Here is a 15,314-nt window from a genome sequence, read left to right on the forward strand (position 1 = left end):
GGCGGATGGCGCGGCTGGACGGGTTGGGCGCGGGTGAGGCGCGGCGGTTCCGCACCGGGCGCATGGCGCTCGATCTGGTGCACACGGCCGGCGACCGCGAGCACGGGCGGGTGGAGCTGCTGAGCGGGCCGGCCGAGCTGGGCCGCTGGCTCGGAGTGGTGACCGGGCTCGACCCGATCGTGGCGACCGGGGTCGACATCGATCCCGTGCACGCGCTGCGGCATGCGGTGCGTCGCGCCGCCGCTCGTACCATGGCGAAAACGGCGACAAGTGTCGTGGACCGGCTCGCGCTCAACGCGGCCGCGGCGATCACGCCTCCCGTGCCGGAGCTGCGAGCCGACGGCGCCGCCGCCGTGCGGGGCGTGGTGCGGGTGCCGGAGGTGTTGTCGCTGCTCGCCCGGGACGCGATCGAGCTGTTCGGCGGGCCGCTCGCGGCACACGTCCGGATGTGTGGTGGCTGCGGGCTGCTGTACGTCGAGCCGTCGCCGGGCGGGTGTTCGCCTCGGCGCTGCGCGGGCCGGGTCAGGGTGTCGCGGTTAAGGTCGGCGTAGCGCGGCCGGGGTCAGGGTGCCACGGCCGCGGTCGGCGTAGCGCGTCCCGGATCAGGGTTTCGCGGCGGCGGTCGGCGTGGCGCGCCGGTTGCGGTGGCTGCGGGCCTTGTTGCGGTTGCCGCACCGCTCCATCGAGCACCAGCGGCGGTTCCCGGGGCGGGACGTGTCGAGGAAGATCAGCTGGCACGGGTCGCCGGCGCACTCGCGGAGCCGGTCGCGCAGCGCAGGGGTGCCGATCACGGTGAGCGCGTCGCGGGCGAACGCGGCGAGCACCTGCCGCCCGGTGACCGGGGTGACCCACCGCCGGACCAGGTCGGCGGCGTCGACGCGGAAGCGGGGCGGGGCGTCCGCGTAGCCGTTTAGGACCTCCACGGCCGCCGCGTCGACCGGACGGCCGTGGGCGATGGCGGGCGCGATCAACCAGAACGTGTCCCGCAGGTGCCGGACCCGCTCCAGGTCCGCCATCCCGATCCGGAGGTCACTCACAGTGAGCGGCGCGGGCGCGGCGAGCCGGGTGCGGGTCAGCCAGTCCGCGAGGTCGGCGGGCCGGTGCAGGATCTCCCACCGGCGGCCCGCGCCGGGCCCGCCCGTGGCGAGCAACTCGACGCCGAGACTGCCGGGATCGAACGAGAACTGTTGCCCATACGCACTGGTCAGCACGTGGATGCCAGGGTGCATGTAACCAGTTTAACCGGTGCGGACCCCGGGTATCCAACGTGCGGAAGGGGGGTCGACATGACCATCGCAACGGAGCTGAAGGACCTCGAGAAGGAAATGTGGCGGGCCAACCGCGAGGGCGACGGCGACTTCTACGAACGGGTCGTACGCGAGGACGCGCTAACCGTCAGTAAACATGGCGTCGCCGGTAAGGCGGACATCGTCCCGAACGTCACCAAGAACGAGAACCCGTTCCTCAAGACCGACCTGAGCCACCTGAAGGTCGTGCAGATCAGCGAGGACAGCGCCCTGGTGACGTACAAGGCGACGGTGACCGCGCTGATCGACGACGAGCAGCAGAAGTTCCAGGTCCTCGCGACCAGCGTGTACGCCCGCGAGGACGACGAATGGCGCTCGGTGTTCCACCAGCAGACCGAGGTCTGAGCAGGGTCGGCCCCGGTCCATTGACCGGGGCCTTACAGTCGGCGGGTGGTCACGTTCGGAGTCGATGACGTCACGCCCGCCGCCGCGCCGCTGCCGACCCGCCCGCTGGGCGGGCTGTTCCCGGACGCGCTGGCCGTCGGCGGCGACCTCGGGCTGGCGGTGCTCGAACCCGACGGGGTGCACCCGCTGCTGAGCGCCGTCGCGCGGGCGTTCGCCGACCACCGGCCGCTCGTCCTGTCGCCCGACGCGGTGTGGCTCACCATCGCGCAGGGCGTCGCCCAGCACATCCGCCTGCACGCCGAGGAGCTGCGGCCGCTGCTGGTCCGGCACGCCGGCCGCAAGAAGCTCGCCGTCTCCATCGACGGTCCCGTGCCGCAGGACGCCGCCTCGTGGGCGCGGCTGACCGACCAGTTCGCCGGCCTGCTCGCGAAGGAGATCGAGGACGCCGAGCTGTTCGAGTGCGACTTCTCCACCAGTACGCCGGTCGAGCGGACCGCCGGGCGGGTGGTGCTGCTGGACGCGTACTCGCCGTACTTCGCGCTGTGGCTGGTCGCGATCTGCGGCATCCCATCGGTGACCCTGACCGGCACCGTCGAGGACTGGCGGCGCATCCGCGGACGGGTCGACGCGCTTCCGCGCTTCGGGTTGGACACCTGGTGCCGGTCGCTCGCACCGATCCTCGACGAGTTCGTCGGGGCCGCTTCGGGCGCGCCGGACGTCGCCTTCTGGCAGCGGATCTACAGCCCCGTCGACGCGTACGGCGGCGAGGTCGTCACCGGCTGGGTCACCCGCTTCTACCCGTACCTTGCCGACTCCGCCGTCGACCGCCCGAACCCGATGCTGGACCTGCCCGTCGGCGAACCGCGGGACGTCCCCAGGAACCAGGGGCCCGGCATCCGCAGCTCATCGGTGCCGGCGACGCTCTCGCGGGTGGTCGTGCACCTCAACGACCAGATCGGCGGCGACAACGAGGTGGTGGCACTGCACGCCGGGCTCGTCGCGGTCGCCCAGGACCCGGACGGCGCCCTGCGACCGGTCGCCGGCTGGCACCTGGCAACCGCGGCGCTCGAGATCGACGACGTGATCGACCGGATGGTGCGCGAGCACGACACCACCCCCGCGGGCGAAGGGGCGGACGACGCGCCGGAGGAGGTCGTGGCGCTCTACCACCGGGTCGGCACCGCGACCCTGTTCGACGGCGCCTGGCGGCTGCCACCGGCGCGCGAGCGGCGCTCGTTCCTGACCAGCTACGAGCGCCTGTGGGCCAGCACGCTCTTCGAACTCGCGGACGGACGCAGCATCGCCATGGTCGTGCAGGCCGAGACGCTGACGGCGTCCTGGGTCCTGTGCCGGATCGAGCAGCCACAGGATCCCGACCTCTTGCCGTGGCTCGCCGACGACCCCACGGACGTGCCGGTGCTCGGCACGTCCCTCGCGATCCTGCTCTCCGCCGCCCTGGACTCCGGCGGTGACGTCGCGCACCTGGAGACCGGCCGGCTTTCACAGCTGGGTCAGGCGTAGCCAGCGGCAGCTCCAGTCGTCGTCGCTGCCCTCGACCGGCGGGCCGTGCTGCTCCTCGGCCGGCGCGTACCGCCCTCGCCGGCCCTCCAGCCAGCCGCAGGTCGCCCGGTACCGGCCGGGCGCCAGCGGGACGACGGCGCCGACGCCGAGCATGTGCTCCAGGTTGAGCCGGTTGTCGGTGCGCGTCGCCTCGCCAGCATCGACCGGCGCCCACACCACCGCGGCCTGCCCGCCGCTCAGCTCCAGCTCGGCGACCGGCCGCTCCCGCTCGCGCGCGGCGGGCCCGGCGGCGTACCGGTGCGGGGCGTCACTGTTGCGCACCCATGACCGCACGACGAGCAGGCCGTCACCGCCGACAGCGACGTCCGCCCCGCCCGGCCCGTCCATCTCCCACACCAGCCCCACCTGGTCCGCACCGAACCGGACCAGCCCCGCCTCGAGCTCGTCGTCGTCCTCCGGGTACAGGACAGCGTGGGCGCGGGCGTAGTCACACGCTGGGTCCAGCTCGTACTCGTCGTCCAGGACCGCGCCGCCCCACGCGGCGAACGACGCCTCGGCGCAGACCAGCAGCGGCCCGCCCTCACCGCCGACCCGGGCCACCCACTCGTACGCGCTCACCGGGCGGTGACCAGACCGGTCTGGTACGCGATGACGACGAGCTGCGCACGGTCCCGCGCGCCGAGCTTCACCATCGCGTGGCTGACGTGCGTACGCGCCGTCGCCGGGCTGAGAAACAGCGCCGCGCCGATCTCGTCGTTGCTCATACCCTGCCCCACGAGCGTGAGGACCTCCCTCTCCCGTTGGGTCAGCACGGCGAGCCTGTCCTCGGCCACCCGCACGGCTGCTCGCCCCGCGGTGAACTGCGCGATGAGCCGCCGGGTGATCCTCGGGGCGAGCAACGCCTCACCAGCGGCGATCACCCGCACGGCGTGCAGCAGCTCCGCCGGCCCCGCGTCCTTGAGCAGGAAGCCGCTCGCCCCCGCCTGGAGCGCCTCGAAGACGTAGGCGTCGGTGTCGTACGTGGTCAGGATCAGCACCCGCACGTGCTCAAGCCCGCGCATGCCCGTGATCCGCCCGGTCGCCTGGATACCGTCGAGCTCGGGCATGCGGATGTCCATCAGAACGACGTCCGGCCGGGTGGCCCGGGCCCGCTCCACCGCCTCCGCACCATCGGCCGCCTCCCCGACCACGACGATGTCGTCCTCAGCGTCGAGCAGCATCTTGAAACCGGACCGCACCAACGCCTGATCGTCGGCAAGAAGCACCTTCACCGGACCATCGCTCACACCATCACCTCCACCGCGCCCCGACGCCGCCCTGAGCCGAGCCGCGCACCCATGCTTCGCGTCCCTCCGCTGTGCCCGGATGCGCGCTCGCACCGTCGCGCCCGCTGCGCTCCGGTACCGCGGCGTGAGTTCCAGCCTATGTTTCGTGGGCCCCCGCCGTGCCCGGGGCCGCTCATGCCGTCACCTTCGCTGCGTTCCAGCGCCGGCCGGGGCTCACCCGTGCACCCATGTGGTTCGCGGCCCTCCGTTGCCCCTTCGGGGTGCTCATGTTAGGCGACCGCTCGCTGCGCTCCGGCGTCGGCGTGAACTCCAACCCATGCTTCGCGGCCCTCCGCTGCACGACGGGACGCTCATGCCGTCACCTCGCTGCGTTTCTGACGTCGGCGTGAGCTGAGTCCTGTGCCCATGGTTCGCGTCCTTTGCTGCGATCGGGGCGTTCTTGTTTGGCGCCCTTCGCCGTGCTCCGGTGCTGGCGTGAGCTGAACCCCCGGACCCATGGTTCGCGTCCCTTGGCGACCTTCAGGGCGCTCATGCCGTCACGCCCGCTGCGCTCTGACGCTGGCCTGGGCTCAAACGTGTGCCCATGGTTCGCGGGCCTCCGTTGCGTTCGGAGACGCTCATGCCGTCACGTCAGCTTCGTTCCGGCGCCAGCGTGCGTTCCAGCTCATGGTTCGCGGACGTCCGCTGAACGACGGGGCGCTCATGCCATCACCTTCGCTGCGCTTCAGCGTGAGCTGAACGGTGCGCCCACGGCTGCGGGCCTGCGCCGCGCTCAGGGCGCTCATGCCATCACACCCGCTGCGCTCCGGCACCCGCCTGAGTTCCAGCCCATGTTCGCGGGCCTCCGCTGTGTTCGGGGCGTTCATGTCCGTCACGTCCACTGCGTTTCTGACATCGGCGTGAACTGAACCCTGTGCCCATGGTTCGCGTCCTTCGCTGCGATCGGGGCGGTCATGCCGTCACGCCCGCAGCGCTCCGACGCTGGCCTGGGCTCAACCGTGTGCCCATGGTTCGCGGGCGGCCGCTGCACGACAAGGCGCTCATGCCTTCACCTCGCTGCGCTTCAACGTGAGCTGAACGGTGCACCCAAATCTGCGGGCCTTCGCCGCGCTCCGGCACCCGCCTGAGTCGCAGCCCGTATTTCGCGGGCGCCCGCTGTATTCGGGTGCACACATGTCCGTCACGTCCACTGCGCTTCTTTGACGTCCGCATGAGCTGAACCCTGTGCCCCTGGTCCGCGGGCCTCTGCTGCGCGACGGGGTGCCCATGCCGTCACCTCCGTCGCGGTCCGGCGCAGATCTGAGCACCAGCCCATGGTTCGCGGGCGTCCGGTGCGCGACGGGGCGCTCATGCCGTCACCTTCGCTGCGCTTCAACGTGAGCTGAACGGTGCGCCCAAATCTGCAGGCCTTCGCCGCGCTCAGGGACGCTCACGTCATCACGCCCGCCGCGCTCCGGCGCCCGCCTGAGTTCCAGCCCACGTTCGCGGGCGCCCGCTGTATTCGGGTGCGCACATGTCCGTCACGTCCGCTGCGCTTCGTTGACGTCGGCGTGAGCTGAACCCTGTGCCCCTGGCGGGCCTCCACCACGCGACAGAGCGCTCATGCCGTCACCTCCGTCGCGGTCCGGCGCAGGTCTGAACACCAGCCCATGGTTCGCGGGCCTCCACTACGTGACACGCCACTCATGCCGTCACCTCCGCCACGGTCCGGCGCTGGCCTGAGCACCACTCCATGGCTCGCTGGCCTCCGCTGCATTCGGGGCGCACATGTCCGTCACGTCCGCCGCGCTTCTTGACGTCGGCGTGAGCCGAACCCTGTGCCCCTGGTCCGTGGGCTCCGCCGCGCGACGAGGCGCTCATGCCGTCACCTCCGTCACGGTCCGGCACAGGTCTGAACACCGGCCCATGGTGGCAGGACTTCGTTGCGCGACAGGGGTGGTCATGCGGGCACCGCTGCGTTGGTGACGAGCGGGAGTCTGGCGCGGACCTCGAAGCCGCCCGCGGGCAAGGGGGCGGCGGTGAGGTCGCCGCCGAGGAGTTCGCAACGCTCGATCATGCCCGTGATGCCGCGGCCGGGCTGTGTGGCAGCGGCGGCCTTCGGGCCTGTGTTCGTGACCAGGACCTCCAGGACGTCGGCGCGCCGGCTGAGCGCGACCGTCACCCGGGTGGGGCCGACGTGGCGGATCACGTTGGTGAGCGCCTCCTGCACGATCCGGTACGCGGTGGTGCCGACGGAGCTCGGCACCTCGCCCGCCGTGTCCGCGTCGAGGGTCAGGTCGAGGCCCGCGTCGCGGGCGACCACGGCGAGCTCGTGCACCTGCCCCAGCCCCGGGTGCGGCACCCGGCCGTCGTCGTCGTTGCGGAGCACGCCGAGGACGGTCCGCATCTCCTGCAGCGCCTGGGCGCTTGTCTGCTCGATCGTCACCAGCGCCTCGCGGGCCCGGTCTGGGCGCTGGTCCAGCATGTACGCCGTGACGCCCGCCTGCACGTTGATGATGGCGATCGCGTGCGCGACCGTGTCGTGCACCTCCCGGGCGATCCGGAGCCGCTCCGCGTCCACGCGCGACCGGGCCTCCTCCTCCCGGGTCCGCTCGGCCTGCGCCGCCCGCTCCAGGGCCTCCGCCACCGCGACCCGCCGCGACCGGACCGACTCGCCCAGGGCCGCCGCCATGACGGACGCCGCGATCCGGAAGAACACCCACCCGATCGCCGCGCGCGGCTCCACGTCGGCGCCCACGATCAGCCAGCCGGTGGCCAGCACGGCGATGCCGACGCCCGCGATCAGCAGCGAGCGGCGGCCGTCGCCATAGGCGGTCAGCGTGTACAGCGCGACGAACAGCCCGATCCACCCCGGCCCGTCGGAGAACCCGGCGACGAAATACGCCAGGCTGATCAGCGCCGACGCGACGAACACCGCGACCGGCCAGCGCCGCCGCACGGCCAGGACCAGCCCGCTCGCGACCAGCAGGGCGATGCCGAGGTGGCCCAGCTCGGTCAGCGGGCGCGACCCCACGTCCTGCGGCTTCGCGAGGGTCCCCTGCACCTGCATGACCGCCACGAAGCAGCCGAGCAGGAGATCCTGCACCAGCGCCCCCGGTCGTCTCATACCCGCAGCTTAGTTGCCCGGTACGACAGAAAACCTACGACGAGAGGCGCGACCGGCACCGCACCGCCTACGCAGATCTGCGTACCGGTGGCCGCCGCCCGCCCGAGGACGCCGGGCGGGCGGCACAGCGACGATCGTCGGCGTGCACCCCGTTCCTCGTCGCCGCCGTCGGACTGTCGGGGGCCTTCGGCGACGACGCGGTCATGCAGCTGCCCGGCCGGGCGAACTGGTCGCCGCGGAGGCCGGGCGCTCCTCGAACGTCTCCCGGATCGCCGCGTCGAGCGGTTTCCCGGACGCCGGCTCGATGAACAGGTCGGCGAGCAGCACGTCCGCGAGGTGGGACGGGTTGACGCCGGACTCCTTGCGCCCCAGAGCCTGCAGCCCGCCGCCGAGCTTCAGGGCGGTGCGGACCACGGCGGCGGGCAGCCGGCGGGCCTTGCGGGGGCGCCCGGCCGCCGTCGCGATGCGCTCCAGCATCTCGCCCCAGCGGAGGTTCTCGTCGGCGACGGGAATGTCCTCGCCGCTGCCCTGTTCGAGGGCGTCGGCGGCGACCTCGGCCACGGCGCGCGCCGAGGTCACGGCCGTCCCGCCGGTGGGGGCGAGCAGCGGCGACCGGGAGCGGGCCCACCCGTCCAGCGCCGGCGCCCAGTTCGGCAGCCGGTCCCCGGCCCGCCCGAACACGAACGGCAGCTCCAGCACGGCGACCGGCAGCCCCGGCCCGGCGGCCTCGCGTGCCTCCCGCGCCTGTTCGACCCTGCAGCGGATGTACGTGTGCCGCTCGGTCAGCCTCAGCTCAGGGTGCAGCCGGTCCCAGTACGTGTAGTACGAACCCATGACGACGCCGCGGGTCAGGCCTTCCTCCCGGGCCGCCGCGAACAGCCGCACCACCGGCTCGACGATGTCGCGGCGGAACTGCGGATGGATCGGCCTGCGCAGTGCGCGTTGTTCGTCGGTACGGGCCGCGTACACCACCCCGTCATGCCCGGTGAGCACCTTGCGCAGCTCGTCGGCCGACGCGACCTCCATGTCGAGCAGGTGGTCGACCCCCGGCTGCGCGCTGCGCGCCACGGTCGTCACCTCGTGCCCCCGCTCGCGGAGCACGTCCACGACGTGCGCCCCGATCAGCCCGCTGCCACCCACCACAAGAATCCGCACGCCGGATCATGCACGCGGTGCCCACCCCCGTGTCAAGGGATCGTTTCGAATACATCGATCACGGATGTCGCGGGCGCAACGGGCGGGTCGACTCCCGCACGTGCAGGATGCCCGGCGGCAGGGTGATGTGGCTGACGTCGCCGGTGTGCAGCGTCCGCAGCAGGGCCCGGGCGGTCAGCTCCGCCTGGTGCGCGGGGGTCTGCTCGACGGCGGTGATCGCCGGGACCGTGATCTGGCACAGGTCGGAGTCGTCCCAGGCGATCACCGACACGTCCCCCGGCACGGAGCGGCCCAGGTCGTGCACGACCTTGAGGGCGGCGGCCGCCATGACGTCGTTGTCGAAGACGACCGCGGTCGGCGGGTCGGCGCCGCTCATCAGGTCCAGCATCGCCCGCATGCCGTCCACCGCGCTGTAGTTGGTGTGCAGCACGCGATGCCGGTCCAGGCGGGCGCGGTCCACGGCGGCGGCGAACGCCGCGTCGCGCTGCCGGGTGTGCAGCAGCTCCGCGACCCCGGCGACGCGGGCGAACGAGCGGTGCCCCAGCGCCCGCAGGTAGTCGGCGACGCGCGCGGCCGTGCCGGCGGCGTCGGCGTCGACGCTGCTGATGGTGTCCGGTCCGGTGTGCCCGCCGATGACGGCGGCGGGCAGGCCCAGCTCGACGAGCGCGTCGATGCGCGGGTCCTGCGGGCGGACGTCGGTCACGATGACGCCGTCGACGTGCCGGCCGGCGAACCACCGGCGGTACACGTCCACGGTGTCGTCGACCTCGTCGACCAGGTGCAGCAGCAGGCTCATGCCGTTGCGGTTGAGCTCCGCCTCGACGCCGCTGAGCATCTGCGTCAGGTAGGAGTCGACGATCAGCACCCGCGGCGGGCGCACCAGCACGAGGCCGATCGCGTTGGCGCGGGACAGCCCGAGGGAGCGTGCCGCGAGGTTGGGCGCCCAGCCGAGCTCGCGGGCGGCCGCCAGGACCTTCGCCCGGGTCATCTCGGAGACGCCCGACCGCCCGTTGAGCGCATACGACACCGCCGCCTCGGAGACGCCCGCGCGGGTGGCGACCTGACGGATCGTGACCCGGCGACTGAAGCGCATAAGGCAGACCGTAAGACGATCAATGCGCCATGTCAACGTCATCATTGACACGCCAGCGGCGCCAACTCTAGTCTCCGGACTGATTCGGTTAAGTCTACGGAAGGCAGCCGATGATCAGACCCCTTCTCGCCGCATGCGCCGGACTCGCCCTCGTGCTGGCCGCAGGCCCAGCAAGCGCGACCACGCACGGCGACACCGGCTTCGTCACCCGCCATGGCGACGACCTCACCCTCAACGGCAAGGAGTTCCGGTTCGCCGGCTCCAACAACTACTACCTGATGTACCGCTCACCGGCGATGGTCGACGACGTCTTCGCCGACGCGAAGGCCGCCGGCTTCACCGTGCTGCGCACCTGGGGCTTCCTGGACATCGGCGCCCAGGACGACACGGGATCCGTGCACCACAAGGAGAACGGCGTCTACTTCCAGTACTGGGACGGCACGCGACCCGCCTACAACGACGGCCCCGACGGCCTCCAGCACCTCGACCAGGTGGTGAAGTCGGCCCGGGACAAGGGCATCCGGCTGGTCATCCCGCTGACCAACAACTGGAGCGCCTTCGGCGGCATGGACCAGTACGTGCGCTGGCGCGGCGGCACCCACCACGACGACTTCTACACCGACCCGGTGATCCGCGGCTGGTACAAGGACTGGATCAGCCACGTGCTGAACCGCACCAACAGCCTCACCGGCGTCAAGTACAAGGACGATCCCACCATCATGGCGTGGGAGCTCGCCAACGAGCCCCGCTGCGTCGGCTCCGGCGTCTACCCGCGCTCGGCGGCGTGCACCGACGCGACGGTCACCGCATGGGCCGCCGACATCAGCTCCCACCTCGACAGCGTCGACCGCAAGCACCTCATCAACTCCGGTGACGAGGGTTTCCTGTGTACCGACAGGGCCAGCGCCGACTTCACCGTCAACTGCGCCGACGGCGTAGACTCGGTGGCCCTAGCCGCGCTGCCGGCGGTCGACTTCATGTCCTTCCACCTGTACCCGGACCACTGGAAGAAGGACCCGTCGTGGGGCAGCGACTGGATCACCACCCACGCCCGCCTCGCCGACCGGCTGCGCAAGCCGGTGATGCTCGGTGAGTTCGGCCTGCTGGACAAGGCGTCCCGCAACGTCGTCTACCAGCAGTGGACCGACGCCGCGGTCAGCGCCCGCCTCGACGGTTTCCTGTACTGGATCCTCTCCGGCGTGCAGGACGACGGCACCGACTACCCCGACTACGACGGCTTCACCGTCTACTGCCCCAGCCCCGTGTGCACCACCGTCGCCAACGCCGGCGACGAGCTGCGGCACGGCCGGCGCTCCCACCCGCCGGTCGCCGACCACGACACCGCGCAGACGCTGCGCGACGACCCGGTGACGCTCACCCCGGCCGTGAACGACATCGCCTACCGCACCAGGGTCAAGGCCGCCACCATCGACCTGGACCCGGCCGCCGCCGGCCAGCAGACCACGGTGACCCTGCCCGGCGGCTCGTTCGGGCTGAACGCGAAGACCGGCGTCGTCATGTTCACGCCCGCCGCCGGTTTCGTGGGGCGGGTCGCCGCGCCGTACACCATCCGCGACGAGGCGGGCCGCACCTCCAACGTCGCGGAGCTGCGCGTCACGGTGAAGAACCGGCCCGGCGACGCCCTGATCCTGGCGTCCTTCGAGGCGGGCACCGAGGGATGGGCCGCGGCGAGCTGGCAGTCCAACGCCGGCACGGTGGCGCAGACGACCGAGTTCCATCCCGAGGGCTCCGCCGGCCTGCGGGTCACCACCGCCGATGGCGGCTGGTTCGGCGTCGGCGGCCTGACGGGTGTCGACCTGTCCGGCAAGTCCGCCCTGCGGTACGAGCTGCACACCACCACCGGCACCTCCTACAGCATCGCCGTGCAGACCGGCGACGCCTACACCTGGTGCCAGTCGACGTGGGGCTACGCGAGCGCGGGCAGCACCACGACCGTCGAGGCCGACCTCGCGACCGCCATGTCCTGCGACGCCGCGGCGCTGGCAGACGTGCGGGCCGTCTACCTCTGGTTCGACGGCAACGGCACGCACGACATCGACCACCTCCGCGCCCAATGAACCAATGAGCGCGGGGCAGGCCACCGTCAGTTGTAGACGGTGGCCTGCCCCGAGGTCTGCTTCCAGCCGTTGGTGCCCCAGATGATGCGGTCGCCCCACCAGGAGCGGTTGTTGACGATGAAGCCGTACACCATGTCCAGGTACTCCACGCCGCCGCCGTTGCGCAGCTTCTGCACCGCGGCGCGCGTCGCGCCCGCCCACTGGGAGGCGCTGTTGTTGCCGAGCGGCTCGTTGCCGATGTTGATGATCGCGTACGCCTCCTGGCCCTGCAGCGCGCTCTTCACGGCGAGCCAGTAGTCGGCGGCGGCGTCGAGGGTGACGGCGCCGCCCTGGTCGCCGTAGCCCGTCGTGTCGTGGTTCTCCAGGACGCAGACGAGCTTGTAGGCCTTGCAGCGGGAGATGACGGCGGAGACGTCCGCGGCGCTGCTGTAGCCGTAGCGGCCGCCGGTAAGCACGACCCGGATGGTGTTGGCGCCGGAGTTCTTCATGTCCGCCCACACCTGGGTCTGGCTGGTGTACCAGGCATGGCCGTGGTTGGCCCCGCGCATGATGAACTGGTTGCCCCGCGCGTCGAGCAGCCTGGTGCCGGAGACCCGGAACCCGGTCGCCGCGGCGGCCGGCGCCGCCGGTCCCGCGACGACGAGTCCGGCGGCGGCGAGCATCCCCGCGGCGACTGCGGCCAGTGTCCGTCGTGCCATGACAGCTCCAATCGGTCCTGAACCGATGAAGCAACGGCAGGCAGCACTGAGCCAGTCGGGACGGAGAATGGCAGCGCTGGCGGGCGCTGCCATCCCAGTGGAGCACTTAACGGATTAAGGTTCAACCATTCGCTCGGCGAGACCGAGCGCGCCGAGCACGCCGGAGAGGCCACCCAGTCCCGGGGGGACGATGTAGGTGGACAGGTCGGCGGTGGCGGGGACGGCGTCGAGGGCCTTGCCGAGCCGCTCGGCCGTGGCGGCGCGGACGGCGTCCAGGAGCCCGGGGATGTTCAGGACGCCGCCGCCGACGACGATGCGGTGCGGCATCAACAGGTACAGGATGGACGTCATGAGCTGCGAGAGGTAGTGCGCCTCGAGCGCCACCGTCCGGGACAGCAGCGGGCCGAGGTCGTGGGCGGGGCGGCCGGCCCGGCGGGCGATGGCGGGGCCGCTGGCGAGGCCTTCGACGCAGTCGCCGTGAAACGGGCAGGTGCCGGCGAAGTCGTCGCCGGGGTGGCGCTGGACGTGCAGGTGGCCCATCTCGGGGTGCAGCAGGCCGTGCAGCGGGCGGCCGTCGACGACGGCGCCGCCGCCGATGCCCGTGCCGACGGTCACGTAGACGACCGTGCCCTGGCCGCGGCCCGCGCCCCAGCGGTGTTCGCCGTAGGCGGCGCCGTTGACGTCGGTGTCCAGCGCCACCGGGACGCCGAGCCCGCGCCGCAGCGCGCCCACGAGGTCGGTGCCGCCCCAGCCGGGCTTCGGGGTGGTGGTGATCCGGCCCGAGGCGAGGTCGAGCGGGCCGAACGAGGCGACGCCCAGCGCGGCGATGTCGTGGCCGGCGGCGCGCTGGGCGCGGAAGTAGGCGATGACCCGGTCGAGGGTCTCCCCCGGCGAGGTCGTCGGGATGGTGGTGCGGTCCACGACCGCGTCGGGGCCGACCCCCACCGCGCACACCACCTTCGTGCCGCCGGCCTCGACACCACCGAACAGCACGCTCACTTGCCGGCCCCCGCGGTGAAGCCGTTGTAGATGAAGCGCTGCAGGGCGAGAAATGCAACGAGCGTTGGAATGATGACGAGGATGACGCCGGCGGAGATGACCTCCCACTGCGCCCCGAACGGCCCCTTGAAGCGGTACAGCGACGTGGAGATGACCCCGAGCTCCTGCGACGGCATGTACAGGAACGGGATGTAGAACTCGTTGTACATGGCGATGCCCTTGATGATGACGACCGTGGCGATCGCGGGTTTCAGCAGCGGCAGGATGATCCTCCAGTAGATGCCGAACGCGGAGGCACCCTCCATCGCGGCGGCCTCGTCGAGCTCGCGCGGCACGCCGCGCAGGAACTGCTGGAAGATGTAGATGGAGATGATGTCGGTGCCGAGGAAGAGCACGATCGCCGACCAGCGGCTGTCGTAGAGGTCGAGGGCGTCGACGACCTTGAACGTGGCGACCTGGGTGGTCACGCCGGGCACGAGGGTCGCGAGCAGGAAGAGCGCGACGACCACCCCGCGGAGGCGGAACCGGAAGCGGTCGATGGCGTAGGCCGCCATCGACCCGATGAGGACCGTGCCGGCCAGCGAGACCGCCATGATGATGGACGTGTTCACGAAGCCGCGGAGCATGTGCCCCTTGGTGAAGGCCGTGACGTAGTTGTCGAGGTTGAACCAGTCGCCGGGCGGGTCGAAGGGGCCGCTGTTGAGGTATTCGGTGTTGGTTTTCAGCGACGCCATCACCAGCACGACGGGCGGCAGCAGCACCACCAGGCACGCGCCGGTCAGCGACAGGTACTTCAGCACACGGGCGATCACGAGAGGTCCACCTTCTCGTCGGGTGCGATGCGGCGCTGCAACCACGTCACCAGCAGGATGATCAGCAGCAGGACGACCGCCATCGCCGAGGCGAGGCCGAGCTTGTAGTACTTGAAGGCCATGTCCACGGTCTGGATGACGAAGGTCTCGCTGTCGTTGGCACCGCGGGTCATGATGAACGGGATCTCGAAGACGGACAGCGAGCCGGAGATCGCGAGGATGAACGACAGCCCGACGATCGGCCGGATGCCCGGCAGGATGATGTGCAGGAACTGGTCCCAGCGGTTCGCGCCGTCCAGCTCGGCGGCCTCGTACAGGTGCGCGGGGATCGACTGGATGGCGCCGAGGAACAGCACGAAGTTGAGGCCCAGGTAGCGCCAGATCGAGGTGCCGGCGAGCGAGTAGTTGACCACCTCGGGATCGCCGAGCCACTGCTGGGTCGCGCCGCCGAGGCCGACCGCCGACATCGCCGAGTCGAGGGTGCCGCCGGGCTGGAAGAAGAACAGGAAGATCATGCCGATGGCGACGCCGTTGATGAGGTACGGGAAGAACAGCACGCCCTTGAACAGGTTCCGGAAGCGCGTGTTGAAGCTCAGGATCGTGGCGAAATACAACGCGAGCAGGATTTGCACCACGGACGCGCCGATGTAGTACAGGCTGACCTTGAGCACGCCGAAGAGCTCCGGCCGGGTGGCGATCTCGACGTAGTTGTCGATCCCGACGAACTCCCGGCTCGGGCTCAGCCCGTCCCAGGACGTGACGCTGTAGCCGAACATGTTCACCACCGGGATGTAGGTGAACACGATCAGGAACGTCAGCGGCGCAACGAGAAACACGTAGGGTGTCAGCTTCCGGCCCACGTCTCACCTTTCGAGGACAGAGGCGTGCGGCCCGGCGAAGGGCCGCACGCCAAG

General features: G+C 71.3%; 15 protein-coding genes. 4 read left to right on the forward strand and 11 right to left on the reverse strand.

Translation table 11 applies throughout. The annotated features are described in order from the left end of the window. Window positions 1–5 precede the first annotated feature (5 nt). A complete protein-coding gene (locus ACQEVZ_RS10660) occupies window positions 6–551 on the forward strand; it encodes a CGNR zinc finger domain-containing protein (protein WP_433364704.1) in 546 nt (181 codons plus the stop codon). Window positions 552–602: 51 nt separating this feature from the next. Here ACQEVZ_RS10660 and ACQEVZ_RS10665 read toward each other — a convergent pair whose 3' ends face one another. Continuing rightward, window positions 603–1,229: a CGNR zinc finger domain-containing protein gene (locus ACQEVZ_RS10665; RefSeq protein WP_433364707.1), complete on the reverse strand. Its 627-nt coding sequence runs from the start codon at window positions 1,227–1,229 to the stop codon at window positions 603–605. Between the two features lie 57 nt (window positions 1,230–1,286). On the opposite strand from ACQEVZ_RS10665, the gene ACQEVZ_RS10670 reads away from it, so the two are divergent. Beyond that, window positions 1,287–1,652, forward strand: coding sequence for a nuclear transport factor 2 family protein (locus ACQEVZ_RS10670; RefSeq protein ID WP_344509486.1), 366 nt, complete (start codon window positions 1,287–1,289; stop codon window positions 1,650–1,652). A 45-nt stretch (window positions 1,653–1,697) separates the two neighbouring features. Beyond that, window positions 1,698–3,173, forward strand: coding sequence for a DUF4419 domain-containing protein (locus ACQEVZ_RS10675; protein ID WP_433364711.1), 1,476 nt, complete (start codon window positions 1,698–1,700; stop codon window positions 3,171–3,173). Here the strand turns inward: ACQEVZ_RS10675 and ACQEVZ_RS10680 are convergent. From ACQEVZ_RS10680 to ACQEVZ_RS10705, 6 genes are all read right to left on the reverse strand, one after another. Further along, window positions 3,153–3,791: a hypothetical protein gene (locus ACQEVZ_RS10680; RefSeq protein ID WP_433364714.1), complete on the reverse strand. Its 639-nt coding sequence runs from the start codon at window positions 3,789–3,791 to the stop codon at window positions 3,153–3,155. The genes ACQEVZ_RS10675 and ACQEVZ_RS10680 overlap by 21 nt on opposite strands. Beyond that, window positions 3,788–4,459 carry a response regulator transcription factor gene (locus ACQEVZ_RS10685; RefSeq protein ID WP_344509481.1) on the reverse strand — a complete coding sequence of 224 codons (672 nt, stop codon included), beginning with the start codon at window positions 4,457–4,459 and terminating at the stop codon, window positions 3,788–3,790. Before ACQEVZ_RS10685 ends, ACQEVZ_RS10680 begins: the two co-directional genes overlap by 4 nt. A 617-nt stretch (window positions 4,460–5,076) precedes the next feature. Next, entirely contained in the window at window positions 5,077–5,334 is a 258-nt protein-coding gene (locus ACQEVZ_RS10690) for a hypothetical protein (RefSeq protein WP_433364717.1), read from the reverse strand. Between the two features lie 1,064 nt (window positions 5,335–6,398). Then, complete coding sequence (locus ACQEVZ_RS10695) at window positions 6,399–7,565, reverse strand: sensor histidine kinase (RefSeq protein ID WP_433364720.1); 1,167 nt, start codon at window positions 7,563–7,565, stop codon at window positions 6,399–6,401. Between the two features lie 201 nt (window positions 7,566–7,766). After that, entirely contained in the window at window positions 7,767–8,720 is a 954-nt protein-coding gene (locus ACQEVZ_RS10700; RefSeq protein WP_433364723.1) for an NAD-dependent epimerase/dehydratase family protein, read from the reverse strand. 58 nt (window positions 8,721–8,778) lie between these two features. Further along, complete coding sequence (locus tag ACQEVZ_RS10705) at window positions 8,779–9,813, reverse strand: LacI family DNA-binding transcriptional regulator (RefSeq protein ID WP_433364726.1); 1,035 nt, start codon at window positions 9,811–9,813, stop codon at window positions 8,779–8,781. Between the two features lie 110 nt (window positions 9,814–9,923). On the opposite strand from ACQEVZ_RS10705, the gene ACQEVZ_RS10710 reads away from it, so the two are divergent. Further along, the gene (locus tag ACQEVZ_RS10710) at window positions 9,924–11,891 is read left to right on the forward strand and encodes a cellulase family glycosylhydrolase (protein ID WP_433364729.1); all 1,968 of its coding nucleotides are present in this window, start codon (window positions 9,924–9,926) and stop codon (window positions 11,889–11,891) included. A 26-nt stretch (window positions 11,892–11,917) separates the two neighbouring features. Here the strand turns inward: ACQEVZ_RS10710 and ACQEVZ_RS10715 are convergent, their stop codons facing one another. The 4 genes from ACQEVZ_RS10715 to ACQEVZ_RS10730 form a co-directional block, all read right to left on the reverse strand. Beyond that, entirely contained in the window at window positions 11,918–12,589 is a 672-nt protein-coding gene (locus tag ACQEVZ_RS10715; protein ID WP_433364732.1) for a cellulase family glycosylhydrolase, read from the reverse strand. 114 nt (window positions 12,590–12,703) lie between these two features. Continuing rightward, window positions 12,704–13,588, reverse strand: a complete 885-nt coding sequence (locus ACQEVZ_RS10720; protein ID WP_433364735.1) for an ROK family protein — start codon at window positions 13,586–13,588, stop codon at window positions 12,704–12,706. Beyond that, window positions 13,585–14,400, reverse strand: coding sequence for a carbohydrate ABC transporter permease (locus ACQEVZ_RS10725; protein ID WP_354891510.1), 816 nt, complete (start codon window positions 14,398–14,400; stop codon window positions 13,585–13,587). Before ACQEVZ_RS10725 ends, ACQEVZ_RS10720 begins: the two co-directional genes overlap by 4 nt. Next, complete coding sequence (locus tag ACQEVZ_RS10730) at window positions 14,397–15,260, reverse strand: carbohydrate ABC transporter permease (protein WP_433364739.1); 864 nt, start codon at window positions 15,258–15,260, stop codon at window positions 14,397–14,399. The genes ACQEVZ_RS10725 and ACQEVZ_RS10730 overlap by 4 nt, the downstream gene beginning before the upstream one ends. Window positions 15,261–15,314: the final 54 nt, after the last annotated feature.

Source organism: Dactylosporangium sp. CA-152071, assembly GCF_050936335.1.
GTDB lineage: Bacteria > Actinomycetota > Actinomycetes > Mycobacteriales > Micromonosporaceae > Dactylosporangium > Dactylosporangium maewongense.

What these genes read in the sequence shown, in the direction of transcription:
- ACQEVZ_RS10660 (WP_433364704.1), top strand. Translation starts at nt 6, where the DNA reads ATGGCGCGGCTGGACGGGTTGGGCGCGGGTGAGGCGCGGCGGTTCCGC.
- ACQEVZ_RS10665 (WP_433364707.1), bottom strand. Translation starts at nt 1,229, where the DNA reads ATGCACCCTGGCATCCACGTGCTGACCAGTGCGTATGGGCAACAGTTC.
- ACQEVZ_RS10670 (WP_344509486.1), top strand. Translation starts at nt 1,287, where the DNA reads ATGACCATCGCAACGGAGCTGAAGGACCTCGAGAAGGAAATGTGGCGG.
- ACQEVZ_RS10695 (WP_433364720.1), bottom strand. Translation starts at nt 7,565, where the DNA reads ATGAGACGACCGGGGGCGCTGGTGCAGGATCTCCTGCTCGGCTGCTTC.
- ACQEVZ_RS10705 (WP_433364726.1), bottom strand. Translation starts at nt 9,813, where the DNA reads ATGCGCTTCAGTCGCCGGGTCACGATCCGTCAGGTCGCCACCCGCGCG.
- ACQEVZ_RS10710 (WP_433364729.1), top strand. Translation starts at nt 9,924, where the DNA reads ATGATCAGACCCCTTCTCGCCGCATGCGCCGGACTCGCCCTCGTGCTG.
- ACQEVZ_RS10715 (WP_433364732.1), bottom strand. Translation starts at nt 12,589, where the DNA reads ATGGCACGACGGACACTGGCCGCAGTCGCCGCGGGGATGCTCGCCGCC.